General features: G+C 40.2%; 22 protein-coding genes and 1 tRNA gene. 12 read left to right on the top strand and 11 right to left on the bottom strand.

Annotated elements, in window-relative coordinates; translation table 11 throughout:
• Window positions 1–19 precede the first annotated feature (19 nt).
• The 11 genes from EV194_RS04765 (at window position 20) to hrpB (ending at window position 11776) form a co-directional block, all read left to right on the top strand.
• Window positions 20–601, top strand: a complete 582-nt coding sequence (locus EV194_RS04765; protein WP_132432612.1) for a hypothetical protein — start codon at window positions 20–22, stop codon at window positions 599–601.
• A 21-nt stretch (window positions 602–622) separates the two neighbouring features.
• Complete coding sequence (locus EV194_RS04760; protein ID WP_132432610.1) at window positions 623–1042, top strand: hypothetical protein; 420 nt, start codon at window positions 623–625, stop codon at window positions 1040–1042.
• A gap of 115 nt (window positions 1043–1157) precedes the next feature.
• Window positions 1158–1697, top strand: coding sequence for a CsgE family curli-type amyloid fiber assembly protein (locus EV194_RS04755; protein WP_132432609.1), 540 nt, complete (start codon window positions 1158–1160; stop codon window positions 1695–1697).
• Between the two features lie 35 nt (window positions 1698–1732).
• A complete protein-coding gene (locus tag EV194_RS04750; protein WP_132432607.1) occupies window positions 1733–2167 on the top strand; it encodes a curli production assembly/transport component CsgF in 435 nt (144 codons plus the stop codon).
• Window positions 2168–2215: 48 nt separating this feature from the next.
• Entirely contained in the window at window positions 2216–3628 is a 1413-nt protein-coding gene (locus tag EV194_RS04745) for a CsgG/HfaB family protein (RefSeq protein ID WP_132432605.1), read from the top strand.
• 179 nt (window positions 3629–3807) lie between these two features.
• On the top strand, window positions 3808–5295 hold the full coding sequence (locus EV194_RS04740) for a carboxypeptidase-like regulatory domain-containing protein (protein ID WP_132432604.1): 1488 nt from the start codon (window positions 3808–3810) through the stop codon (window positions 5293–5295).
• Window positions 5296–5420: 125 nt separating this feature from the next.
• Window positions 5421–6485: a sensor histidine kinase gene (locus EV194_RS04735; protein WP_132432602.1), complete on the top strand. Its 1065-nt coding sequence runs from the start codon at window positions 5421–5423 to the stop codon at window positions 6483–6485.
• 9 nt (window positions 6486–6494) lie between these two features.
• Complete coding sequence (locus EV194_RS04730; RefSeq protein ID WP_132432601.1) at window positions 6495–7277, top strand: LytR/AlgR family response regulator transcription factor; 783 nt, start codon at window positions 6495–6497, stop codon at window positions 7275–7277.
• 510 nt (window positions 7278–7787) lie between these two features.
• Window positions 7788–8126: a type II toxin-antitoxin system HigB family toxin gene (locus EV194_RS04725; protein ID WP_132432599.1), complete on the top strand. Its 339-nt coding sequence runs from the start codon at window positions 7788–7790 to the stop codon at window positions 8124–8126.
• Between the two features lies 1 nt (window position 8127).
• Window positions 8128–8688, top strand: a complete 561-nt coding sequence (locus EV194_RS04720) for a helix-turn-helix domain-containing protein (protein WP_132432597.1) — start codon at window positions 8128–8130, stop codon at window positions 8686–8688.
• A gap of 595 nt (window positions 8689–9283) precedes the next feature.
• The gene (gene hrpB, locus EV194_RS04715; RefSeq protein WP_132432596.1) at window positions 9284–11776 is read left to right on the top strand and encodes an ATP-dependent helicase HrpB; all 2493 of its coding nucleotides are present in this window, start codon (window positions 9284–9286) and stop codon (window positions 11774–11776) included.
• A 4-nt stretch (window positions 11777–11780) separates the two neighbouring features.
• On the opposite strand, the gene EV194_RS04710 is transcribed toward hrpB, so the two are convergent.
• The gene (locus tag EV194_RS04710) at window positions 11781–13571 is read right to left on the bottom strand and encodes a glycoside hydrolase family 3 protein (protein ID WP_132432594.1); all 1791 of its coding nucleotides are present in this window, start codon (window positions 13569–13571) and stop codon (window positions 11781–11783) included.
• A 417-nt stretch (window positions 13572–13988) separates the two neighbouring features.
• Window positions 13989–14306 (bottom strand): DUF3467 domain-containing protein, encoded by a 318-nt coding sequence (locus EV194_RS04705; protein WP_079556537.1) that lies wholly within the window; start codon window positions 14304–14306, stop codon window positions 13989–13991.
• 156 nt (window positions 14307–14462) lie between these two features.
• On the opposite strand from EV194_RS04705, the gene EV194_RS04700 reads away from it, so the two are divergent.
• On the top strand, window positions 14463–14849 hold the full coding sequence (locus EV194_RS04700) for a DUF302 domain-containing protein (RefSeq protein ID WP_132432593.1): 387 nt from the start codon (window positions 14463–14465) through the stop codon (window positions 14847–14849).
• A gap of 54 nt (window positions 14850–14903) precedes the next feature.
• Here EV194_RS04700 and rpoC read toward each other — a convergent pair whose 3' ends face one another.
• The 9 genes from rpoC to EV194_RS04655 all read right to left on the bottom strand — a co-directional run bounded on the left by rpoC (window position 14904) and on the right by EV194_RS04655 (window position 26290).
• Window positions 14904–19181, bottom strand: a complete 4278-nt coding sequence (gene rpoC, locus EV194_RS04695) for a DNA-directed RNA polymerase subunit beta' (protein ID WP_132432591.1) — start codon at window positions 19179–19181, stop codon at window positions 14904–14906.
• A gap of 76 nt (window positions 19182–19257) precedes the next feature.
• A complete protein-coding gene (gene rpoB / locus EV194_RS04690; protein ID WP_132432590.1) occupies window positions 19258–23067 on the bottom strand; it encodes a DNA-directed RNA polymerase subunit beta in 3810 nt (1269 codons plus the stop codon).
• 101 nt (window positions 23068–23168) lie between these two features.
• Complete coding sequence (gene rplL / locus EV194_RS04685; protein ID WP_132432588.1) at window positions 23169–23546, bottom strand: 50S ribosomal protein L7/L12; 378 nt, start codon at window positions 23544–23546, stop codon at window positions 23169–23171.
• A gap of 36 nt (window positions 23547–23582) precedes the next feature.
• Entirely contained in the window at window positions 23583–24101 is a 519-nt protein-coding gene (gene rplJ / locus EV194_RS04680) for a 50S ribosomal protein L10 (protein WP_132432586.1), read from the bottom strand.
• Between the two features lie 25 nt (window positions 24102–24126).
• A complete protein-coding gene (gene rplA, locus EV194_RS04675) occupies window positions 24127–24822 on the bottom strand; it encodes a 50S ribosomal protein L1 (protein WP_079556531.1) in 696 nt (231 codons plus the stop codon).
• Between the two features lie 15 nt (window positions 24823–24837).
• Window positions 24838–25281 carry a 50S ribosomal protein L11 gene (gene rplK, locus EV194_RS04670; RefSeq protein WP_079556530.1) on the bottom strand — a complete coding sequence of 148 codons (444 nt, stop codon included), beginning with the start codon at window positions 25279–25281 and terminating at the stop codon, window positions 24838–24840.
• Window positions 25282–25386: 105 nt separating this feature from the next.
• Entirely contained in the window at window positions 25387–25932 is a 546-nt protein-coding gene (nusG, locus tag EV194_RS04665; protein ID WP_079556529.1) for a transcription termination/antitermination protein NusG, read from the bottom strand.
• A gap of 21 nt (window positions 25933–25953) precedes the next feature.
• A complete protein-coding gene (secE, locus tag EV194_RS04660) occupies window positions 25954–26148 on the bottom strand; it encodes a preprotein translocase subunit SecE (protein WP_079556528.1) in 195 nt (64 codons plus the stop codon).
• A 69-nt stretch (window positions 26149–26217) separates the two neighbouring features.
• Window positions 26218–26290: transfer RNA gene (locus tag EV194_RS04655), tRNA-Trp, on the bottom strand.
• Window positions 26291–26342: the final 52 nt, after the last annotated feature.

Here is a 26342-nt window from a genome sequence, read left to right as displayed (position 1 = left end):
ACTCCTTAATAATTCAACAATGCAAAATCCACTTCTGATTTTCTTCACACTACTTATGTGTATGTTAGCTACAACCACGCTAACTGCCCAGCAAACCGAAAAAGATGAACAGCTGGAAGAGGTTGTTGAATTGCGACAACTCGGCTTGCTCAATGGAATAATTCAGTCCGAAAGCGAAGGCTCCATTGTAAACATCAATGAGTTTATTCAAAACAAGGAGTATCAATTGATATTTCCGGGAGCAATTCCTGCAGCCAATAATCATAGCATTGTCATTCAGGAAGGACATAACAATACCGCCACATGGGAACAAACCGGCGATCGCAACAGTTTTGGACTATTGCAATATGGTGATGCTAATTTCTACCAGGGTGTTCTGGTTGGAGAGGAGAATCTGATCAGGGTTTTACAACTGGGGAATGACAACCGAGTCATACAGGATTTGGAAGGCAATGGAATGAAGCTGGACATTATCCAGGAAGGGAACAACCACGAAGTAATCCAGATCGAAAAAGATGGAACATCTCCTGCCTACCAGATTCACCAACACGGCAGTAGTGGCATGAGAATAATTATTGAGCATCAAAAAGCCTATCCCTGATCAACCAAAAGTCTAAACAACATGCTTCTCAAATTCATTATTAATCCACAATTAATGATGGGGTCTCTTTTCTTTGTCGCATTTTCCGGATCCCTCATCTCTCTCTCAGCTCAAGGAAGTCCGGAAGCTCCTGTGCGCATAAAGTCGTGGATAGAAATCAGAGAGATTTCAGATCAATATACTTTTACAGGGAAACTCATTAATTATGAAGAGTTAGAACTTCCCTTTGATTATCGCCTCAAAGTTGTAAGACAGAGTTCTTCAGGAACCAGCCAAAGCAACCAGGCAGGAAGTGTTACTGCACTACCCGGAATGGTTACGCAATTGTCATACAGTTCCATCAACTGCAACAAGGACGAAAAGTGGGAAGCCATATTGCTGATCTACTACAAGCATCAAATGGTGGCAGGCGACACCATTCGCAACAAGGAAATGCGATAATCATTTTTTACCGTTTACCCTTAATTAATTGCTGTTTACCAATATTCATCATTTGGTCTGAAATAAATTTGGAAATTTATATCAGATCAGACAGTCAGGATATTTTAATAGAGAGATGAACATAGTTGTTTCCACCAAATTGATTGCATTTTACCTTACGATGCTTTGTATAACAGCAATGCGCATAAATGCCACAGGTCAGAATCAGGAGTCACAGGAGAAAAATGATTCCATCCAAAACAATGCAACACTTGAACTTCTGAAACAATTATTTTCTGGTAATAGTGATCAGAATGGAAACAACAACGAAAACTCCATAGAGGCCGTTGAGTTCATGAATTTTGTTTTTGATGAAACCATTACAAAAATCGGTGGGGACTTTTTCCGGATGTTTGATTCGGAGTGGGAAAACCCATCTAATGTAAGAGGTGTAAATATGTTTATAGGAGAGCAACCCATGCCCGGTATGGGTACTCAAATATGGATAAGAGTCGAAGATCGGTATATTTTCCGATCTTTTGTAAGGCCAAACCAGGAACAATTAAGACAAAGCGTTGAAAAAGCTTTACAACAGGCTGAGTCATATTTCATAAATTATGATCTCATTCAAAAAGAGCTTGAAAGCGATGATTTCAGCGGAACCGGACTGTTTTAAAACGAAATCTGCAAAACCTAAATAATATTTCAATTATGTCACAACCATCATCTCCATCCAGGAAGTTGATTCGCGCATTTGCCATTTTCGCAACGATTTTGGTTTCAACCGGACCATCATTGGCGCAAAACTTCGTATATCAGCCGGTAAATCCGGCATTCGGTGGAAACTATCTGAACTATCAATGGCTTTTAAGTTCAGCACAAGTGCAGAATACCCACGAAGCAAAGCCAGCAGAAAGAGCGACCCGGGATCCACTCAAGGACTTTGAAGAGAATCTGAATCGACAAATACTGAGCCAGTTAAGCCGAAACCTGATGCGCAACTATTTTAGTGAAGGTTTTAACGAAGGACATTACAATGTTGGTAGTTATGAAATAGAAATAACACCAGGATTAGGCGGTCTGGAAATAGAAATACTAGATACGGCAACAGGTGATAAAACCACCGTGACGGTTCCATATTTTTAAACAAAGCGGCAACCGGAGTACACAACCCAAAACTATACGAATTGACTTATGTTCCTACACCACAAATACGAAAGGAGTGCACTATTTGCCACGCTTTCCCTAATCACCATTTATATTCTAACGGGCTGTGCCGGTACTTTTAAACACCCACTTAAAACAATGCCGGCGAGGTTTGGAGAATTCTCCAGGGTACATCACAAAGAGATCAGTGAACTGCCTCCTCCCCGTGAACGAATTTATGCAGCAGTTTATAGCTTCAGAGATCAAACGGGACAGTACAAATTAACAGAACACTCCTCAAGCTGGTCAACGGTTGTCACTCAGGGAGCCACTTCTGTACTCATACAATCTCTGGAAGAGTCCAACTGGTTCATTACAATAGAACGCGAAGGTTTATCGAATCTGTTGAATGAACGTCGCATCATTCGTCAGACTCAAGAGCAGTTTCAGGGGAGCGGAAACCTTCCGCCATTACTCTACGCAGGAGTCATTATTGAAGGTGGAATCATTGCTTATGAGACCAACATTCGTACAGGAGGAGTTGGAGCCAGATACTTCGGAACCGGTGCTTCCGGCCAATATCGGGAAGATCAGGTTACAGTCTATTTAAGAGCGGTGTCAACCAGCACCGGCAGAATCCTTAAAACAGTACATGCCTCCAAAACAATCCTTTCACAAAAAATGGACATGGGCGTTTTCAGGTTTGTTTCGCTAAAAAAACTTCTGGAGGCTGAAACCGGCTATACATATAACGAGCCTTCATTTGTTGCGGTTCAGGAGGCCATAGACAAAGCCGTGCTGGCATTAATTGTTGAAGGCATAGAAGACAACCTGTGGGAGCTTCTGGATCCGGATCATATAAACATGCCTGTTTTTGAGAGTTACAGACAAGAAAAGGAGATGAGCTACGCTACCGACCATCTTGGAAATATCTCCATGCAAAACGACAAGATGTTTTGCGTTGGTTTAAATATGGGAGGATTGATTCTTGACAGCGACGTAGCCTCCGGAGTTGTTAAGCCGGGATCGGAAGTGAGCCTGGGTTTCTTTGAAAACAAACCCATTAATCTCTCATTAAATATAGGGAGCGGCAAGGTAGCTGCAAAAAGAAATTTCAATTCAAATGTAAGCTGGTCGAGTTTAACGTTGAACCTCCCCATTTTCCCTCATTATAGAAACTCGCCATTTCTGAAAGCCGGATATGGAATCAACTACCAACATGGAGAAAAATGGTTTTACGATGACCCTTCCTTTAACAACAACATATTTCAGTTTATTCATTTTGGCGCAGGGTATCAATGGAAGTTGCAGGAACTACCACTGTTCATTAGAGTCTCGGCAGATTGTCACTATTTTTTAAATGATGAATTTGATGGAATGGTTCATGGAAAATACAACGATCGAATATGGGGGTTTAGCCTTGGGATAGCATACAGATTCAATCTTTTTAAAAACGAATAATTAACAATTCAAACGGACGATAAATAAAGGCCATAATTCGAGCCATGAGAATCCCAGAATCAACTGAGTCTATCCAATGTTCGATCAGAAATCTGACATTTCGCATTACTGGTTTAGCCAACAAGATTAATTAGAAATTATACCCGACGAATTCAATCTGGCAACTAAAAAAAGAAACAATGAAAATAGAATCCACTCATAACTGGTACGTAATAATTTTCCTGACAATGATTATATTTTCAGGATGTGAAGAAAGATTGGAGACACCTCTAACCGGAAAACTGAAAGGATATGTCATTGACAACGTCAATTTTGATCCCATTCCTGATGTCAGAGTCACAACCCATCCATACAGTGAAAGTGTCAGAACAGATGAAACAGGGATGTTTTATATTGAAAACATCCATGAAGGGGAATACAATGTCATTGCCGGGAAAAGCGGGTTTAAATCCCAAAGCGTAACCATTAGTGTGCTTCATAACCAAACAACGGATGTAGAGATTATGATAGAAAAGAATCTCACGGCAGAGCATGCACCTGCTTTCACGTCAAAACACTGGCCACTGAATAACAGTAACCAAAACAGCACAAAAATAACCATTTCATGGCAAGCAGAGAATACAGACTCTACATTCTACGACCTTCTTGTTTATGAATCAGGCCATTTCGGCAATCCAATGATTTATACAAATTTGGAAGACACGTTCTATCACATCAACAACCTCAAGTTTGAGACCTGGTACTACTGGCAAGTTCAGGCCTATAACGAAGCAGGACGAGTGTTTTCAGAAATTCGTCAGTTCAAAACTCAATCATTCCCTAAAAATCAGATCTTGTTTTCAAGAGTTGAGAATGAATTATCTCAGCTGTTTGTAACAGACACACTAGGAGCCAATATAATTCAAATTACAAACAGCAAACACCATATCTGGAATGCCAAAATAAACAATCAGCGAACAAGAATTGCATTTGAATCTACTCAAAACATCGCTCCACAACTCTATACCATGAACCTGGATGGTTCAGATGTAAAAAGGTTAACGACAGTCCCAATCGGAAGCTACTTTCACCAAAAAATTGAATATGACTGGGCTCCAAACGGTTCCCATCTGGTGTTTACAAGTTTCGATAAATTGTACAGAATCAACCCGGACGGTACCGGCATGCAAGTTCTGGCAGTCGCTCCTGAAGGTTCTCATTTCAGGGAAGTCATATATAAACCTGATGGTTCAGGATTGTTTGTCATGATCATTGGTAACACCATTAAAAACAGACAAATATACTCCTTCAACGCCAATGGCAGTAACATGCAACAAGTTTATAAAAACAGTGATTATGCCATACAAGGCTTGGCAGTTCATCCTGACAATGTCCACATATTGTTCTCTATGGACATGAGCGGAACAGACTCTCCTGTGGGAAGAATGCTGGATGCCAAAATATATCGAATGAACACAAATTCGGGGCAACTGACCAATCTTTCACAGGGAAAATCCAGTGGAACCAATGACTTAAATGCAATGTATTCACCCAATGGAGGCCATATTGTTTTCACAAACAGATCCAACTCCACTACAGCAATAGGTTCCATTAAAATGATGAATCCCGATGGTTCGCGAAGAAAAAAGTTCATTGGAGATGCAGATTATCCATATTGGTTTGATTAACTCTTTAATCCGCTCTCATTTACAAACGGTTTAATCTGTGATTAATCCGTTACGGTTATTCTCAGCAATGGTTTTCTTTACGAAAGAACTACATTTGCAATAAAATATCTGAATAACCACAATCAATGAATACAGCAGAAAAATTCAATACCCACGATTTCAAAAAACTTCAGGATCAAATCATGAATCCCGGATTGATGGCAACCATCAGGAGAATGGCTTATGTTTCAGCTTTGGGTATTGTTTCAATGCTTTTTTTAGGTGCGGTTCTGGATGTGGATGACATCTACAGCAAGCCACTCTCTATTATCTTAGCGGTGGTAGGCATCAACATGCTGAGCGAAGGCAACATCATCATCAACAGAATACTAAACCAAAGAGTGCCTTGGTTCTCACAAATCACCAAACGAATCAGAATTCAGGTATTCATCAGTGTGCTGTGGCTGATTGCTGTAACCGTTATTTTTTCACTGCTGGCACCCCGCTCTCTGTCCAAAGATGCCATCATCACCTTTATTTTTGGAACAATCTTTATTCTTGGTTTCAACAGCGTATTGATTATGCGTAGCTTTGCCTACAATTGGCGACAGTCGCTCATTGAAAATGAGGAACTGAAACAGGCCAAGCTGAAATCGGACTATATGGCTCTGCAAAACCAGCTGAATCCGCATTTTCTGTTCAATAGTTTTAGTGTTTTAATTTCTGAAATTCAATACAATCCACCGGGTGCTGTTGAGTTTGCACAAAAAATGTCCGATGTTTATCGTTACGTACTTCAGCAACGGAACAATCTCACCACCACACTCAAAGAAGAACTGGATTTTCTCGATGATTTCAGGTATCTTCATAATATCAGGATGGGAAATGCATTACAGATGCAAACCAATATCGAATCCGGTCATCTCACCTTGTACGTGCCGCCCATGACCCTTCAAATACTGATTGAAAACGCTATAAAACACAATCGTGCGAGCGAAAAAGACCCGTTAGTTATTGAAATAACCAGCAACAATAACCAGACATTAAGCGTAACCAACAACATAAACCCTAAAACCACAACTTACTCCACTGGAACAGGTCTTGAGAACATCATAAAAAGATATAAATTCCTATCAGACAAGGAGGTGGATATCATTCATAACGAGAAACAGTTCATTGTGACTTTACCGTTATTGGGAAACGAGAAATAACAAAGCATCATGCAAACAATAAAAACAACCGTATTAATAGCAGAAGACGAAATTCCTACACAAAGGCTTTTAAAAGGGATGATAGAAAAAATCAGACCCGATTGGGAGATTGTCATCGCCACAACCGCAGTGGAAGAAACCGTGGAATGGCTGCAAAGCCATCCACATCCGGATTTGATGTTTTTGGATATTCAGTTATCGGATGGCATCAGCTTCGAGATTTTTGACCAAACGGAGGTGAATTCAATGATTATATTCACAACGGCTTATGATGAATATGCCATTCAGGCGTTTAAGGTAAACAGCATAGATTATTTATTAAAACCGGTGCGACCGGAAAATTTAAAAAGTGCCATAGAAAAGTTTGAGAAGCTGAAAGCTTCTCAAATACATACCACCAACATTACCGATATCAAAGACCTTGCTTATGCACTCACAGAAGGAAAAAAAACTTTCAGATCGAGAATTCTTGTTCCTGCCATAGATGGATATACCAAACTAAAAATTGCAGATGTGGCGTGGTTTCACAGCTCTCAAAAAGTTACCACAGCCGTAACTTTTGATGGAACTCACCACATCATTGACCTTCCGCTGGAAAAACTTGAAGACGAACTAAATCCTTCCTATTTTTATCGTGCCAACAGGCAATACATCATCAACATTGAAATAATTCATAAAATTGAAAATTGGTTCAATGGCAAGCTCATAGTTAAAACCAGACCCGAAACCCCTGAAAAAATTGTGGTAAGCAGGGAAAGAGCAAGAAGTTTTAAGGAGTGGATTAATCAATAAGAATTGAGGAATGGTTTTATTGGAATCAGATAGTAAAATTTGATGCTAGTGTAAAGTCAAGTATAAAATGAACTGGTAAACTGGTGCGTTTGGCTTTTTAAGTGTGAGGGAGGGAGGCAATTTAGATTTAACTTAATAATCCAAATAGAGGGTCTGTATTACTTCTACTTACTTGACTTTCTAAAACATAATTTCGCAAGCAAAAAAACAGACAAATGCGCTTTTTATTGAGCTTTTTTATAAATATTTGCTCATTCTGTTGTGCGTTTTACACATTTACAAAAACAGCAAATTATAAAATACTAACACTAAATCAATAAACTAGAAGACTCATGGAAATATAGAAGTTTAGTGATTAAATTGCGATTTTTGTAAAAACATGGTTAGAAATGATGATTGATAAGTATGAGTTAGCTAAAAAACAGACAAGATCCATTACAAAGAAATGAACCGATGTTCCATAATATATGAAACTTATTTCTTAGCTTTGTATTGATTAAAACTACAAATTTGGAATTATTAAGAAAACACATACTATTTAAACTCAAATCCAAGAATCGAGGCAATACTAAATTGAACAAAGCGATTGATAAATTAATCTCAGATATTGAAAATGCCAACTGGACAAAACAGACTGATATTAAGGAAACTCGATTAGATGCCGATTGTGTACATAGCGATGGATTTTATTTTTTTGACATAAACATTCACCGTACCATGATTTTGATAGTATTTGAGGAAAACGAGGCAACAGTTATCTGGGCAGGCTCACATAGTGAGTATGATAAAACTTTCAAGGGCAATAAGACAACAATTGAGAAATGGTTACGTGTTCAAAAACTAATATAAAATGGATAAATTTTCAATACAAAACATAGAAAAGATTAACTCGCTGACAAGTGAACTTGAATATGAAAAAGCATCATCTTTGTATTTAAATCTTCGAGTTTTAGTAAAAGAAGATAAATCATATGAACCTATTCGCAGACATTTACGTGGATTGATTAAAGATTATGAACAAAACAATTGGGCAGACGAAGATAAAATCACAGATAATCAAATAAAGGAGAGTGACTTAGCCGAAGCAATTGTTCAAGCAGAAAATCTGTTTTATCAAAAAAGAAAAGAACTAATTAAAACAAAACTACAAGCTACTGGATTAAAACAAAATGACTTGGCGAAAATTCTTGGACATAGAAAAGGATATATGTCGGAGTTGATTAATGGACTAAGACCTTTTTCTAAAGAAGATTTAGTTATAATCAACCGATTATTTAAAATTAAACTCGAAGATTTAATTCCTACATTTATACAACAAGAAAGAGCGACCCATATTAAAAAGACATTGGAGTCACTGTCTAACAACAAAATAAAGCTGACAAAAAAAGACTTCGACTTACAAATGTCATGATATTAAATTTAATTGACTACGTTCGCTAATATCATGTATTAAGCATTGGGGGTTAAGTAGACACTTGATCTCGCACATGCGGGACTGCCCCTCATCAACTTTTGTAACGACAGACAGTAATAACACCCGCAATCCCAAACATTTCATATATATGACCGTTAAATCTATAATGGGATCAAAAGACATTAATACAAAAAAGAAACCCCTAGTGTTGGTGGACAAGTCACTGGACCTTTTCAACGATAAAATTCTTTTTCCTAAAAATTAGAAAAGGCTATTGAAATGTTGAAAAGAGGTGGGCTTCCGAAACTTGATAATAATTCGAGCAGGTAAAAAAGAGTCCCTCCCCTAAACCCTTCTCCAGGAGTATCGAAATGGGCGAATCTCGACAATTACTAGGCTCTTCATGACAAAACTACCAGGACTTGAAACCATTCTGCCAACCCAAAAGGGAACTTGGGTAGCTACAATTGACTATCCATCTCGCTATTAGTATGATTTCTATAGTAGAATCAACTGATTTTAGTTGTTTTATACACACAAGTAGCCAAATTTAATTTTTAAGTGATGTACTTAATCAGAATACACCAATAACGTGAGCAATCAACTTTTTCAACAGGAACTGCAGAAACTTCCTATTCATGAAATAATTCCAAAGGTAAAAGAGGAATTAAACAAACAGAACACGCTTATTTTACATGCACCTCCCGGCGCAGGTAAAAGTACCATGCTACCTCTTACGTTGCTTAAAGAAAAATGGCTGGATGGCAAAAAAATCATTATGCTTGAGCCACGGCGGCTTGCTGCACGTTCCATTGCTGCACGAATGGCAAATTTGCTAGGTGAAAACATAGGTGAAACGGTTGGTTACCGCATTCGCTTTGAAAACAAAACATCGGAAAAAACCCGCATTGAAGTGGTGACTGAAGGAATTCTTACCCGTATGCTTCAGTCTGATAACAGTTTGGAAAACGCAGGACTCGTTATCTTCGACGAATTTCACGAGAGAAGCCTATTTGCAGATGTGGCACTTGCCATTTGCCGCGAGGCTCAACAAATTATCCGCCCCGACCTCAGGTTGGTCGTCATGTCTGCCACGCTAAACACCGAAATACTCACCAAAACACTCAATGCTCCCCTGGTTTCAGCTCATGGACGCCAGTTCCCTGTAGAAACGATTTATACCGGTGTAAGAGACCTGACTCTCTTGCCCCAACAAACAGCCATAACAGTTAGTGAAGCCATACAAAAAGAGAAAGGAGATGTTCTTGTATTTCTGCCCGGAGAGGCAGAAATCAGGCAATGTGAAGAGATTTTGAAAAAATCATTACCGGAAATCAACATTCATCCACTCTACGGCCAAATGCCTTTCGCCGCTCAAATGGCAGCCATCATGCCAAACAAACATGGAAAACGCAAAGTGGTGATTGCCACCTCCATTGCCGAAACCAGCTTAACCATTGAAGGCATCTCGGTGGTGGTGGACAGTGGCTATGGCCGAACCATGCAATTCAACCCGGGAAACGGACTATCCAGACTTACAACGGTTGAAATAACAAGAGACACAGCCGACCAGCGTGCCGGGCGAGCCGGCCGTTTAGGCCCCGGAAAGTGCTACAGAATGTGGAGCAAAGCTGACCAAAACCGAATGAAGGCTCACAGAATTCCAGAGATTGAAGAGTCGGACCTGAGTTCGTTGGTTTTGGACTTGGCTCAGTGGGGAAATCTCAACATCAATGAATTAACATGGCTAACACCTCCGCCCCGCTCACACTTGCAACAGGCTATTGACACACTGACTCAACTTGGAGCTTTGGAGGATGAAAAAATCACATCCCATGGAAAAAAGATGGCTGCATTGCCTTGCCATCCGCGTATTGCACACATGTTATTAAAAGCTGAAGAAGAAAATCAGTTGCCATTGGCAACTGATTTGGCAGCCGTTCTTGAAGAGCGAGACCCTTTAGGCAGAGATTCGGGAATTGATATCAATCTTAGAATTGAAGCACTTCGCAGATACCGAAGCCAAAAATCCGGAAACAGAATATGGAGTCGAATTGATAAAGTAGCATCTTCCTACCGAAAAATGTTTAATATTGATGCTTCCAACTCTCTATTCGACCCATACGATACCGGGCTTTTGTTGGTATTCGCCTACCCGGAACGCATAGCCTCAGCGCGATCGGGAAACAACGCACGGTTTCAACTCTCCAACGGAACTTACGCCATTGCCTCACACACCGACGATTTGACCCACGAACCCTGGCTGGTGGTTGCCAGCATGGATGCACGACAAGGTGACGGAAAGATTTTTCTGGCAGCGCCGGTTAATCCAAAGGATTTGGCGTCCATGGTAAAAACAACCGAAACCGTGACATGGGACGTTCGGAAAGGTGGCCTCGTTGCTTCAAAAGACCTGAAAATAGGCAGCATAACCCTTCAGTCAGTGCCTCTGGAGAACCCCGATTCTGAACTGATTTTAAAAGCTATTGTGGAGGCGTTAAAAAAAGAAGGCGAACGCCTTTTGGACTTTAACCCCGATGTACAACAGTGGCAAAATCGCGTTTTAAGTCTGAAAATATGGAATCCGCAAGAGAATTGGCCGGATGTATCCACTTCAGCGTTGCTAAAAAACTGTGAAAACTGGATAGAGCCATATCTAATCAACATCAAGCGCAACGATGATTTAGCTAAAATTGATTTAATAAATGCGCTGCACTATCATCTGGAGCCGGAGAAACAAAAAGAGTTGGAGAGACTCGCACCACGAACCATACAAGTACCATCCGGGTCGGAAATAAAGCTGAAATACAATTCAGATGGTTCACCACCGGTATTGTCAGTCAGGCTTCAGAAGATGTTTGGCCTGGCAGAAACACCGAAAGTAAACAACGGCAACACCAAAGTTTTGCTTCACCTTTTATCGCCCGGATTTAAGCCCGTACAGGTTACATCCGATTTGAAAAGTTTTTGGAACAACGCCTACTTTGAAGTAAAAAAAGAGTTGAAAAGCCGCTATCCAAAGCATGTTTGGCCCGACGACCCATGGAATGAAAAAGCCACAAGAGGTGTGAAAAGAAAGAAATAGCAGGCTAACGTTTTATTCCATCGCCGGCATCAAACAATTCACCCACCGAAACCGGAAGCCTTCCGCTGAAATTAATATGCCCCGATAACGCATTAATCACTGCCAGCTGAGCCTGCTCATTGTTCTGATATGCCACAATTAACCCTGCGGCATTGGTTAAGACCTCATAGTTTATCAGGTGATAGGGGTTCCCTAAAAAGAAAACGACACTGTTTTCATCGGCCAAAACACCAATCTCAGACAACTGTATTGCATTACCCGCCCTGCTTCCCCAACGGGTGTCAGATATCACAATGACCTTTTGTTGATATTTTTCTAATTGGCGGACTCTTTGGCTAAACAAAGAAGGGTTATTCAGTGGGAGCTGATAAACAGGACAATCAAACCGGTTGCTGATTTTATTCAGTAAAGCAGGCGCTTCTCCCAATAAAACAAATGCCCCTTCATATTGCTGGTTTTCAAACCAGCTTATAACATCATTCTCATTCCTAAGCAGAGTAAGGGCTGCCTCATACAATTCTCTGTTTAATTCAGTAACTTGTTCATTATTGAGTAGTTCCAGAATATTTTCTGTAGATGTCATCTCCATTAATGAATCTGAATCATCATCGATGGCATCCACATCCAATGATTTTCTTTCAATCAGCCAATATTTAAATGCCAGCGAACGCCGACATTTATCTTCAATCGCCTCAAAAGATAAAGTTTCATTTTTAATGGCTTCTTTAACAGCTTTGATGGCAGCAGGCAGATCTTCTGTAAATTCAACGATATCGTTTCCGGCAGAAAGCGCAAGCACGTCCCGTTCTCCGGGTTTCCCCATCACCCTGGCGCCTTCCATGTTCAGAGCATCAGTAATTACCAAACCCCTGAATCCCATTTCATCTCTCAACAAATCTTTCAAAACTTTTTGAGAAAAACTTACCGGTAATCCAGGTTCACTCTCCAATTCAGGAATCTCAATGTGTGCAGACATTACAGCCCACAAACCCTCATCAATCATTCTTTTGAAAGGATAAATCTCCATGGAATCAAGCCGCTGGCGTGAATGTGCGACGAGTGGAAGTGTTTTATGCGAATCGGTTGAAGTATCACCATGTCCGGGAAAGTGTTTCCCAACTGCCATAACTCCCCCATCCTGTAGCCCTTGCATATAGGCAATGGATTTCCGTGCCACATTTTTGGGGTCTTCGCCAAATGAACGAAATCCGATGACCGGATTTGCAGGATTGCTGTTTACATCGGCAACGGGAGCCATGTTTACATGAATTCCGCACAACCGGAATTGATGAGCCATTTTTCTTCCCATTCTGTAAATGAGCGAGTCATTATGAATGGCTCCTAAAGTCATGGCAAATGGATAAGGCTCAACACCGGGAAACCGCATAGCCAACCCCCATTCCCCATCAATGGAAACAAACAACGGAGTATTGGAGACTTTCTGAAATTCATCAATCACCTCCAGAGCAGTCTCTGGAGACATCCTGAAAAGCAGAATTCCTCCGGGTTGATATGTTTCAGTTTCGGAAATCGCTCTTCGAAAGGCTGTTGCATTGGTTGGATTTTCCACTGCAATCCAGAAAAGCTGCGCGATGCGTTCTTCAAGTGTAAGAGAATTGTACACCGAATCAACCCAGTATCGGCTCTCGGATTTAAGTTTTTCCCAGAAACAAACATCAGAGGTATTGCTCTTTTCTGTATAGGCTTCTCCACAATTAAGAGATAGCAGAGTCAAAAAAAACAGAAAAAAAATGAACCCGGAGATTTTATATTTATGCAATTTCACAAAAACCATTTGACTTTAAATTAATCAGAATCAAGGTATAATCAAAGAAAGAGCTTGGTTTGCCAACCAAACTCTTTCAAAATTACGATCATTTAAGATTATAAAAAAAGATTCCTGAATAATTCAACCATATAGAACAAACTTTGCATGCCTTACCCCAATATGATGTACGCATTCTAACAACATACATTCCTCTATTACAACAAATAATTAAACGCATTATTAAATGCGTCTTAGCAAAGGTCTCATAATGACACTTCCCTGCAAATTGAAAAAATCCAGGGCTTAAAATAGAGGGTAAAAGGAAAAGACTGGAGAGCTATTGGTCAAAGATTATCAAATAAATAACCGAAACTCAGTTACACCTCTAATGTTGAGTCATCGGTTTCTTCTAAGAAAACTAAAAAAAGAACGCTACTCTTTACATTATGCCTGACCAACAGGGCCGCCAAATCCCATGGGATTAACACCTCCCTGTGGTTCAATATTCTTTATTGGGCCATGCTGCTGCTCAAATCTATTGATGTTATCTTTCAAAGCGTGTAAGAGACGCTTAGCGTGTTCCGGCGTGAGAACAATTCTGGACTTTACCTGGGCTTTAGGTACCCCGGGCATGACACGTACAAAATCCAAAACGAATTCAGAAGGTGAGTGACTGATTATGGCTAAATTGGAATAGATTCCTTGTCCAATTTCCTCATTCAACTCAATTTTCAATTGTGGTTTCTTTTTTGTATCTTCCATTATAATAATATTTCAGGCGTTTGCCGGTATTTATGTTGCATTAACTGGTATAAATATATTCATTTTTTCATAGTTCACAGCTATTTCCGTTCTGTTTATGACATGTTCCCCCTTTTAGTAGGCTTAGTAATTCTCTAATCAAAACTCTATTAACCCATGGGCTACTATTTTAGCAGAATATTTGCCACTTCATTTGATCATACAAAAGAAAGGATCAGAAGTTCTTTAAAAGATGAAGGATTTGAGTTCCTTTTTGAGATTAAATTTCATGAAGTGCTAAAAGAGAAATTGGATATTACTTTTAAAAAGTATATTGTATTTGGAGCGTGTAACGCCAAATACACATTTGAAGCTCTCAAAGCTGATAACAAAATAGGCACCATTCTACCATGTAATGTCATCGTTCAGCAGTTGGATGAAGGCACCATTGAAGTCGCCATCATCAATGCCAATGCGGCGATGCTACCCATCAAAAACAAACAAGTACAACAAATAGCTGAAGAGGTAACAGAGAAATTAAAATCAGCACTTGATAATGCATAAAAACAAAGGCTGCCTTTAGCAGGCAGCCTTTGTTATATATCAAAGTTTATCGTTTTACTGATATACCTTCTCAGAATCCTTTTTGCCTCCAACAAGCTTGTCGTACTCTTCCTTTGATCCTACAACAAGTTTATCGTACTCACGCAAACCGGTTCCCGCTGGAATGAGGTGTCCACAAATAACATTCTCTTTAAGACCTTCCAAGCGATCGATCTTTCCTTGGATTGCGGCCTCATTAAGAACTTTTGTTGTTTCCTGGAACGAAGCTGCAGACATAAAGCTCTTGGTTTGCAGAGCTGCTCTGGTAATCCCTTGCAACACCTGACTTGAGGTAGCTGCAACAGCTTCACGAGCCTGAACCAATTTTAAATCCCTTCTCTTTAATTGAGAGTTTTCATCTCTCAATCGTCTGGCAGTTATGATTTGTCCCGGACGTAATGATTGTGAGTCGCCTCTGTCTACCACAACCATTTTGCCAAAGATTTCATCATTCTCTTCCATGAATTCAATCTTATCCACAATTTGCTTTTCAAGGAACTTCGTATCACCTGGATCGTCAATGTCAACTTTACGCATCATCTGACGTACGATGATCTCAAAGTGCTTATCGTTAATCTTCACTCCCTGCAGGCGATAAACATCCTGAACCTCATTTACGATGTACTCTTGAACGGCTGTGGGTCCTTTAATTGCAAGAATGTCAGCCGGGGTAATTGCTCCATCTGACAGTGGAGTACCTGCACGCACGTAATCATTCTCCTGTACAAGGATTTGCTTCGAAAGCGGTACCAGATACTTTTTAACTTCTCCACTTTTAGTGGTTACAATGATCTCACGGTTACCTCTTTTGATTTTTCCAAAAGTAACTTCTCCGTCAATTTCGGCAACAACCGATGGGTTTGATGGATTTCTGGCCTCGAACAACTCCGTGATTCGAGGCAAACCTCCGGTGATATCTCCGGAACGTCCCATAGCCCTTGGAATTTTAGAAAGAATCTGTCCCTGACTTACCGACTCTCCTTCGTCAACCGATATGTGAGCACCTACTGGCAAGTTATAAACCCTCAGCACCTCTCCTTTTCCATCAACGATTCGAACACTTGGGTTCTTTGTCTTATCCCTGGTTTCAATAATAACTTTTTCACGGAAACCTGTTTGTTCATCAGACTCTTCCTTGTAAGTTACACCCTCTATCAGGTTTTCAAATGATATGGTACCAGATTTCTCTGTAATAATCAATGCATTCCATGGATCCCACTCACATACCAAATCACCTTTAGCAATGGTAGCACCGTTTTTGATGTGAAGCTTTGCTCCATATGGAATAGGCTGCGTTGTTAAAGCAATACCTGTGTTCTTATCCACAATTCTCATTTCAGCCAAACGACCAATTACAACATCAACCTCGACACCTTCTTCCGTGGTAAATGGAACTGTTCGCAACTCATCAATTTCAGCAACACCATCGTAACGTGCCAACATACTGCTCTCAGATGTAATGTTGGAAGCAGTACCCCCAACGTGGAATGTTCGAAGTGTTAACTGAGTACCTGGCTCACCAATGGATTGGGCTGCAATAACACCTACAGCTTCTCCATTATGAACCAAACGTCCATTGGCAAGGTTACGCCCGTAACATTTGGAACATACTCCTTTTTTTGATTCACAAGTCAAAACTGAACGTATTTCAACGCGCTCAATAGGAGATGAGTCAATTAATTTAGCCTCTGATTCGGTAATTTCCTCACCAGATTTTACAATTATTTCTCCTGTTGAAGGATTATATACATCATGAACAGAAACCCTTCCCAGAATACGTTCGTAAAGAGAAGCTACGATCTCTTCATTGTTTTTAAGTGCTGTTGCGGTTAATCCTCGCAAAGTACCACAGTCTTCCTCTGTAATGATGACATCTTGAGACACATCAACAAGACGACGAGTAAGGTAACCGGCATCAGCTGTTTTAAGAGCGGTATCGGCCAAACCTTTACGAGCACCGTGAGTTGAAATAAAGTACTCCAGTACTGACAATCCCTCTTTAAAATTTGACAAGATCGGGTTTTCAATAATCTGACCTCCTTCTGCCCCACTCTTCTGAGGTTTCGCCATCAATCCCCTCATACCTGATAACTGACGAATCTGCTCTTTTGATCCCCTCGCACCAGAGTCAAGCATCATATATACTGAGTTGAATCCTTGCTGGTCGGAACTAAGCTGTTCCATCAGAATATGCGTTAAACGCGCATTAATGTGCGTCCAGATATCAATGATGGCGTTATAGCGCTCATTATTGGTGATGAATCCCATATTATAGTTATTCAAAACCTCTTCAACCTCCTGATATCCTGACTCTACCAAAGTAGCTTTCTCTTCAGGAATAATAACATCTTCAAGGTTAAAGGAGAGACCACCTTCAAAGGCCATTTTATAACCAAGGTTCTTGATGTTATCAAGGAAATCAGCTGTTACTGGCGTTCCACAACGCTTATGTACAACACCAATAATATCACGTAAAGCCTTCTTGGTTAAAAGTTCATTGATAAACCCAACCTCTTTAGGAACAACCTCATTAAAGAGTATCCGCCCAATGGTTGTTTCAACAAACATCAATTCAAGTTCACCTTTATCGTTCAGGTCAACGGTTTTAACCTTAACTTTGGCATGAAGCTCTACTTTCTTCTCATTATATGCAATTTTTGCCTCTTCAGGAGAGTAGAACACGAGGTTTTCACCTCTGGCTCCAGGTCTCATTTTGGTCATGTAATAAAGACCAAGAACCATATCCTGTGAAGGCACTGTAATAGGAGCTCCGTTTGCAGGGTTTAGAATATTCTGTGAACCAAGCATCAACATTTGAGCTTCAAGAATTGCAGCATTACCCAATGGAAGGTGAACAGCCATCTGGTCACCGTCGAAGTCGGCGTTAAAAGCCGCACATGCCAATGGATGTAATTGAATTGCCTTCCCCTCTATTAATTTAGGCTGGAATGCCTGAATACCTAAACGGTGAAGAGTTGGAGCACGATTCAGCAAAACAGGATGTCCTTTCAATACATTCTCAAGAATATCCCAAACCACAGGATCTTTACGATCTACAATTTTCTTAGCTGATTTAACCGTTTTAACGATGCCTCTTTCTATCAATTTACGAATGATAAATGGCTTATACAGTTCAGCAGCCATGTCTTTTGGCAGACCACATTCGTGCATTCTCAATTCTGGACCGATAACAATGACCGAACGAGCTGAGTAATCCACCCTTTTACCTAAAAGGTTTTGACGGAAACGTCCCTGCTTTCCTTTCAAACTATCGGAAAGAGATTTTAACGGACGGTTGGCATCAGTTTTAACCGCGTTTGACTTACGTGAGTTGTCAAAGAGTGAATCAACTGATTCCTGTAGCATCCTCTTCTCATTACGAAGAATTACCTCCGGAGCTTTGATCTCGATCAATCGCTTAAGACGATTATTACGTATAATCACGCGACGATAAAGGTCGTTCAAGTCAGATGTAGCAAAACGACCACCATCCAACGGCACCAACGGACGCAACTCAGGCGGAGTAACAGGTACAACCTTTACAACCATCCACTCAGGACGATTTACGCCTTTTGACTCCCTGAATGACTCAACAACCTGAAGTCTCTTAAGTGCTTCATTCTTTCTCTGTTGTGAAGTTTCAGTATTGGCCTTATGACGTAAGTCATAAGAAAGATCATCCAAATCGAGGCGCGAAAGAATCATGTGTAATGCTTCTGCCCCCATCTTTGCTATAAACTTATTTGGATCTTCATCATCCAATTGCTGATTTCCTTTTGGAAGTGAATCTAGAATATCCAGATATTCTTCTTCAGTAAGAAAATCCATGTATTTTACACCATCTGCCTCCTTTACTCCTGCGTTAATAACAACGTAGCGCTCGTAGTAGATGATTGAATCAAGCTTTTTTGTTGGCAACCCTAACAGGTAACCAATTTTATTGGGTAATGAACGGAAATACCAAATATGAGCAACAGGAACCACAAGGGAAATATGTCCCATGCGTTCACGTCTTACTTTCTTTTCGGTTACTTCCACACCACATCGGTCACAAACAATACCTCTGTAACGAATGCGCTTGTATTTTCCGCAATGACACTCATAATCCTTTACAGGTCCGAATATTCTTTCACAGAATAATCCATCCCTTTCGGGTTTATAAGTTCTATAGTTGATGGTCTCCGGTTTAAGTACTTCGCCGCTTGAGCGTTCGAGTATCTCTTCGGGAGATGCCAAACCTATTGAGATTTGGGTAAAATTACTCTTGACTTTCTGTTCTCTCCTGAATGCCATATATAGTAGAGTATTAAGTAATTAAAATTAATATCCGAATTGGTTAGCCGTTACCGGCTAACCATCCGGTGATATACTACTCAAGATTTACGCTCAATCCTAAACCACGCATTTCATGCAGAAGTACGTTGAGCGATTCAGGAATACCAGGTGTTGGTAACGGATCACCCTTAACAATGCACTCGTATGCTTTAGCGCGTCCAAGTACATCATCCGATTTAACTGTAAGAATCTCCTGAAGAATATTGGCTGCACCAAATGCTTCAAGCGCCCAAACTTCCATCTCTCCAAAACGCTGACCTCCAAACTGAGCCTTACCACCCAGTGGTTGTTGCGTAATAAGCGAATATGGTCCAATTGACCGGGCGTGCATCTTATCCTCAATCATGTGACCAAGTTTAAGCATATATATAACCCCTACAGTTGCAGGTTGGTGGAAACGCTCACCGGTACCACCATCGTACAAATAGGTTTTACCGAATTTTGGAACTCCGGCTTTTGTTGTATAATACTCAAGATCGTCCTCTGATGCTCCATCAAAAATTGGAGTGGCAAATTTAATGCCCAATACATCTCCAGCCCAACCCAAAACAGTTTCATATATCTGTCCTAGGTTCATCCTTGATGGTACACCAAGCGGGTTTAGAACGATATCTACAGGCGAACCATCTGCAAGGAAAGGCATATCTTCCTGACGTACAATACGAGAAACAATACCTTTATTACCATGGCGACCTGCCATTTTATCACCTACAGTAATTTTTCTCTTTTTAGCAATATATACTTTCGCTAACTGAACAATTCCTGCGGGCAGTTCATCACCTATTGTAACATTGTATTTCTTACGTTTCTCAGATGCTTCCAACTCCTTGTATTTCAAACGATAGTTGTGAATTACACGCTGAACCAGTTCGTTCTTCTCTTTGTCAGTTGTCCACTTATTGGGATTGACGTTCAGATAATCAGTGTCCTGAAGTATCTTCTGAGTAAACTTAGTACCTTTGGCAATAACATCAACTCCCAGATAATCTTTAACTCCCTGACTTGTTTTTCCGTTTATCAACGAGAAAAGTTTGTCAACCAATCGATTTGTAAGGTCTGCTACAGATCTGTTAAACTCCTCGTCAATTTTGGCCAATAAAGGTTTATCTGAAGTTCTGGACTTTTTATCCTTCATTACCCTTGAGAAAAGCTTTTTATTAACAACAATTCCTGACAGTGAAGGAGTTGCCTTAAGAGAAGCATCTTTTACATCTCCTGCTTTTTCGCCAAAGATCGCACGTAAAAGTTTCTCTTCAGGGGTTGGATCACTTTCACCTTTCGGGGTGATTTTTCCGATAAGAATATCACCAGGTTTAACATGAGCTCCAATGCGGATCAACCCATTCTCATCAAGATCTCTGGTAGCTTCCTCACTTACGTTCGGAATATCAGAAGTTAGTTCCTCCAAACCACGTTTGGTATCCCTTACCTCAAGAGAGTATTCATCTATATGTACCGAAGTAAACACATCATCTTTTACAAGACGCTCATTCAATACAATAGCATCCTCAAAGTTGTATCCTTTCCAAGGCATAAATGCAACACGCAAATTACGGCCTAATGCCAATTCACCTTTTTCAGTGGCATAACCTTCTGTAAGAATTTGTCCCTTAGTAACCCTCTGCCCTTTTTCAACCATTGGCTTAAGGTTAACGCTGGTATTCTGGTTGGTTTTGAGGAATTTGGTCAGTTTATATCTTTTGGTCTCAGTTTCAAAGCTTACAAATCGCTCATCTTCTGTCAGGTCATAGCGGATGATGATTTCATCAGCATCCACATACTCAACAACTCCTTCTCCCTCAGAAACAATCTGAGTTCTTGAGTCACGCGTTAGAACACTCTCCAATCCTGTTCCTACAACAGGCGATTCAGGACGTAAAAGAGGCACTGCCTGACGCATCATGTTAGACCCCATCAAAGCACGGTTTGCATCATCATGCTCAAGGAATGGAATCAGAGAAGCTGCTACCGAAGCAATTTGGTTCGGTGCCACATCCATCAGACCAACTTCCTCAGGCTCAACAACAGGGAAGTCACCTTCCAAACGTGCTTTTACTCTTGGATTTACAAAAAATCCCTCCTCATTGAGCGGTGCATTAGCCTGAGCAATGGTTCGTGCTTCCTCTTCTTCTGCACTCAGGTAAACCACCCCTTCATTGGTTAAATCCACTTTCTTTTCAGTAACCTTACGATATGGGGTTTCAATGAATCCAAGATCGTTAATCTTGGCAAACACACAAAGAGAAGAGATCAAACCAATGTTTGGTCCTTCTGGTGTTTCAATCGGACAAAGTCGGCCGTAATGTGTATAGTGAACGTCGCGCACTTCAAAACCGGCACGCTCACGCGACAAACCACCTGGTCCCAATGCCGACATTCTGCGTTTATGAGTGATCTCAGCCAATGGATTGGTTTGATCCATAAACTGCGACAGCGCATTGGTTCCAAAGAAACTGTTAATAACAGACGATAACGTTTTGCTATTAATCAGATCAATTGGGGTGAAAACCTCATTGTCACGTACATTCATTCTCTCGCGAATGGTTCTGGCCATCCGTGCCAACCCGACTCCAAACTGATTGGCAAGCTGTTCTCCTACAGTACGAACACGACGGTTACTCAAGTGGTCAATATCATCCACATCAGTTTTTGAATTTACCAATTCAATCAAATAACCGATAATGGCAATAATATCATCTCTGGTTAATACTTTGGTATCAAGATCAGTTTCAAGATTTAGCTTTTTATTAATCCTGTAACGACCTACATCTCCAAGGTCATATCTTTTATCTGAGAAAAACAATTTGTCTATGACATCTCTTGCAGTAGCTTCATCAGGTGGCTCAGCATTTCTTAGCTGACGGTAAATATGAACAACTGCCTCTTTCTCAGAGTTACATGGGTCTTTTTGTAAAGTATTGTAGATGATTGCAAAATCACTTGCATTGGTCATTTCCTTATGCAACAAAATTGTTTTTGCACCCGAATCTACAATTTCATCTATGTGTTCATTTTCAAGAATTGTCTCCCTGTCTATGATCACCTCGTTACGTTCAATGGATACAACTTCTCCGGTATCTTCATCCACAAAGTCTTCTATCCATGATTTCAGCACACGTGCAGCTAACCTTCTGCCCACAACCTTTTTAAGTGTTGCTTTTGAAACTTTAATTTCGTCGGCCAAGTTGAAGATTTCAAGAATGTCCTTGTCACTCTCGTAACCAATTGCACGCAGCAAAGTAGTAACCGGAAGCTTCTTTTTCCGGTCTATATATGCAAACATGACATTGTTGATGTCTGTTGCAAATTCAATCCATGATCCTTTTAGAGGAATAATTCGTGCCGAATACAACTTAGTTCCGTTGGCATGAATGCTTTGCCCGAAAAAGACACCAGGTGAACGATGCAGCTGTGATACCACAACCCGTTCGGCACCATTAATAATGAAACTGCCTTTATCGGTCATGTATGGTACTGTACCCAGGTAAACATCCTGAACCACGGTATCAAAATCCTCATGTTCGGGATCGGTGCAATATAATTTTAGTTTAGCCTTTAACGGAACACTATATGATAATCCTCTCTCGATACATTCCTGTATGGAGTATCGGGGCGGATCAATGCTGTAATCGAGAAACTCGAGTACAAAATTATTACGGGTATCAGTAATAGGGAAATTCTCCCAAAACACCTTGTTTAACCCTTCCATTTTCCTTTCTTCAGGCGTAGATGCCAACTGGAAAAATTCACGGAAAGATTTTAATTGAACCTCAAGAAAATCAGGGTATGGCAACTGATTCTTGATGGTTGCGAAGTTAATTCTTTCGGCAGTATTTGGAGTCATTTATCAACTAATTAATTGAACTTAAAACATATAAGCATAAAAAGGTTTAGGATCCCAAACCATTGGGTTCCTAAACCGTTCCCTAAATCGGGAGTATCTGATTACTTAAGTTCAACTTCTGCTCCAGCTTCTTCTAATTGAGATTTTAGTGCTTCAGCTTCTTCTTTAGTAATTTTTTCTTTGATCGGAGCCGGTGCTTTGTCAACTAATTCCTTAGCTTCCTTAAGACCTACACCGGTCATTTCTTTAACCAGTTTAACGATGGCTAATTTTGAACCACCTGCAGACTTAAGAATTACATCAAATTCAGTTTGAGCAGCAGCTTCTTCGCCACCAGCGGCAGCAGCAGGACCAGCAACTGCAACAGCAGCAGCAGCAGGTTCGATACCATATTCTTCTTTTAATACGTCAGCCAGTTCAGTAACTTCTTTTACAGTTAAATTAACTAATTCTTCTGCAAGCTTTTTAATATCTGCCATTTTTGTAAGTGTTAATAAATTTCTGTTAGTAATTTTTTATTTTCTCTCTTCTAGTGTCTTGAGGATTCCTGAAATAGTTGATCCACCAGATTGAAGTGCCGAAACAACATTTTTCATTGGTGATTGCAACAGGCCAATAACATCGCCCAGCAACTCCTCTTTAGACTTAATATTGGATAATGTATCCAATTGACTCTCTCCAATATAAACTGATTCTTCGACAAAAGCACCTTTAAAAATTGGAATGGTTGCTTTTTTGCGGAATTCTTTAATCAATTTAGCAGGTAAATTTCCTGTATTGGAGAAAAGTACAGCCGATGTGCCTTTTAAAGCCTCATCAAGGCCTTCTATATTTTTCTCACTCTGCTCGATGGCTTTTTGAAAAAGTGAATTTTTCACAACCATCATTTTAACTTCCTTGTTAAAACAGAGACGACGAAGATCACTTGTAGAACCTGCATTTAATCCTTGAGTATCTGCAATATAAAAATGGCTATACTCACCGATGATGTTTACAAGTTCGTTAATTATCGTAGCTTTTTCTGTCTTTTTCATGTTTCCAGATTTCTAAAATTAAAAATTAAACCTCCAAAGATTTGGTTTCAATCCGAATTCCGGGACTCATGGTACTTGACAGATAAATGCTCTTGATATAAGTACCTTTAGCTGAAGAAGGCTTCAACTTTTGAACCATTCCTACAAACTCCTTAACGTTTTCTACTAGTTTTTCAGGAGTAAAAGAGACTTTACCGACTGTGGTATGAATAATTCCATAGCGATCTACTTTGAAATCAATCTTACCAGCTTTCACCTCGGCAACAGCTTTTCCAATATCCATGGTAACGGTACCGCTTTTAGGGTTTGGCATTAAGCCACGAGGTCCAAGGATACGTCCAAGAGCCCCAACTTTACCCATAACGCTAGGCATAGTGATGATAACATCCACATCGGTCCAACCACCTTTGATTTTCTCAATATAGTCATCAAGCCCAACAAAATCAGCACCGGCATTTTTTGCTTCATCTTCCTTATCCGGCGTACAAAGCACCAATACTTTGGTCTCTTTTCCGGTTCCGTTAGGAAGCGTAACAACACCACGAACCATCTGATTAGCTTTCCGGGGATCTACGCCTAAACGGATGTCGATATCCACAGATGCATCAAACTTAGTAAAGGTGATGTCTTTAACAAGATTGGCTGCCTCCTGAATGGTATACGACTTGTCGGAATCGATCTTTTCTAAAGCTAACTTCTTATTCTTTGTTAGTTTTGTCATTTTTGCAAACAAGTTTTAATTGTTACCCGGAAACTCACCATCAACGGTGATTCCCATACTTCTGGCAGTCCCGGCGACCATCTTCATCGCAGATTCCACTGTAAAACAATTCAAATCAGCCATTTTATCTTCAGCAATTCCTTTTACCTGATCCCAGGTAACAGATGCCACCTTAACCCTGTTGGGTTCGGCAGAACCTTTTTTTGCTTTAGATACATCTAACAGCTGTACCGCTGCAGGAGGAGTTTTAATAACAAAATCAAATGATTTGTCCTTATAAACTGAAATAACAACCGGTAGTACTTTTCCGGCTTTCTCCTGAGTTCTGGCATTGAATTGCTTGCAGAACTCCATGATGTTCACCCCTTTAGCTCCCAATGCGGGACCCACCGGAGGTGACGGATTAGCTGCACCGCCCTTGATTTGAAGCTTAATAAAAGTTTCTACTTCTTTAGCCATTGTAGCAATTCGTGTTAGTTATAAAAATTCAGATCTAATCAGGTTGTTCATCTCATTTGTAGAGGCCGTTAACGACCCTGGAAGCCCCGCTACTAAATGAAAATACTACTCCTTTTCAACCTGTAAAAAACTTAATTCAAGTGGAGTTTTACGGCCAAAAATTTTGACCATAACCTTTAATTTTCTTTTTTCCTCGTTGATTTCTTCAATGATACCAGAGAACCCGTTAAACGGACCATCTGTAACTTTCACTGTTTCACCAACCACATAAGGAATGTTTAATTCTTCAGCAGTTTCAGAAAGTTCATCTACTTTACCCAATATGCGATTGACCTCGCTCATTCTTAGGGGTGTCGGCACATCGTTTCGATCAGCTAAAAACCCAATAACATTTGGAATATTACGGAGTATGTGCGGAACTTCTCCAATTAGTGCTGCTTCAACCAAAACATACCCCGGAAAGTAGTTTCTTTCCTTGCTGATTTTTTTTCCGTTTCTGATCTGGTAAACCTTTTCGGTTGGAATTAATACCTGTGAGACATAATCCTGCATTTTCAGCCCGGAAATTTCACTTTCGATATACTCCTTAACCTTCTTTTCTTTACCACCAATCGCACGGAGTACGTACCATTTTTTTTCTATATCACCCATTACAAATTGTTTCTCAGGTAATTAGTACAACTTTTCGTAGAACCACTCCAGTAAAGTATCAAAAGACATATCCATGGCAAATACAATTGCTGCAATAATTACAGAAGCTACCATAACAACAATTGCACTATTCTGCAATTCAGCCCAGGTAGGCCATGAAGTTTTGTTGATCAATTCGTTATGAACTTCTTTAAAATACGCCTTTACCTTGTTCATTTTCAGATAATTTATTAATATCAATCATTCAGGTAACCTTATGGAAATCTGACATTTTCTTTCAATAAGCACGGGAGGAGAGACTCGAACTCCCGACACCTGGTTTTGGAGACCAGTGCTCTACCAACTGAGCTACACCCGTGTAAATGGTTGAAAACAACAATTATGCCGCTTTCAACCATTGTGTTCTATGT

The organism is Natronoflexus pectinivorans, from assembly GCF_004345615.1.
Lineage (GTDB): Bacteria > Bacteroidota > Bacteroidia > Bacteroidales > Marinilabiliaceae > Natronoflexus > Natronoflexus pectinivorans.
The sequence above is the reverse complement of the archived record's forward strand: the minus strand, read 5'-3'. Positions and strand labels throughout refer to the sequence as shown.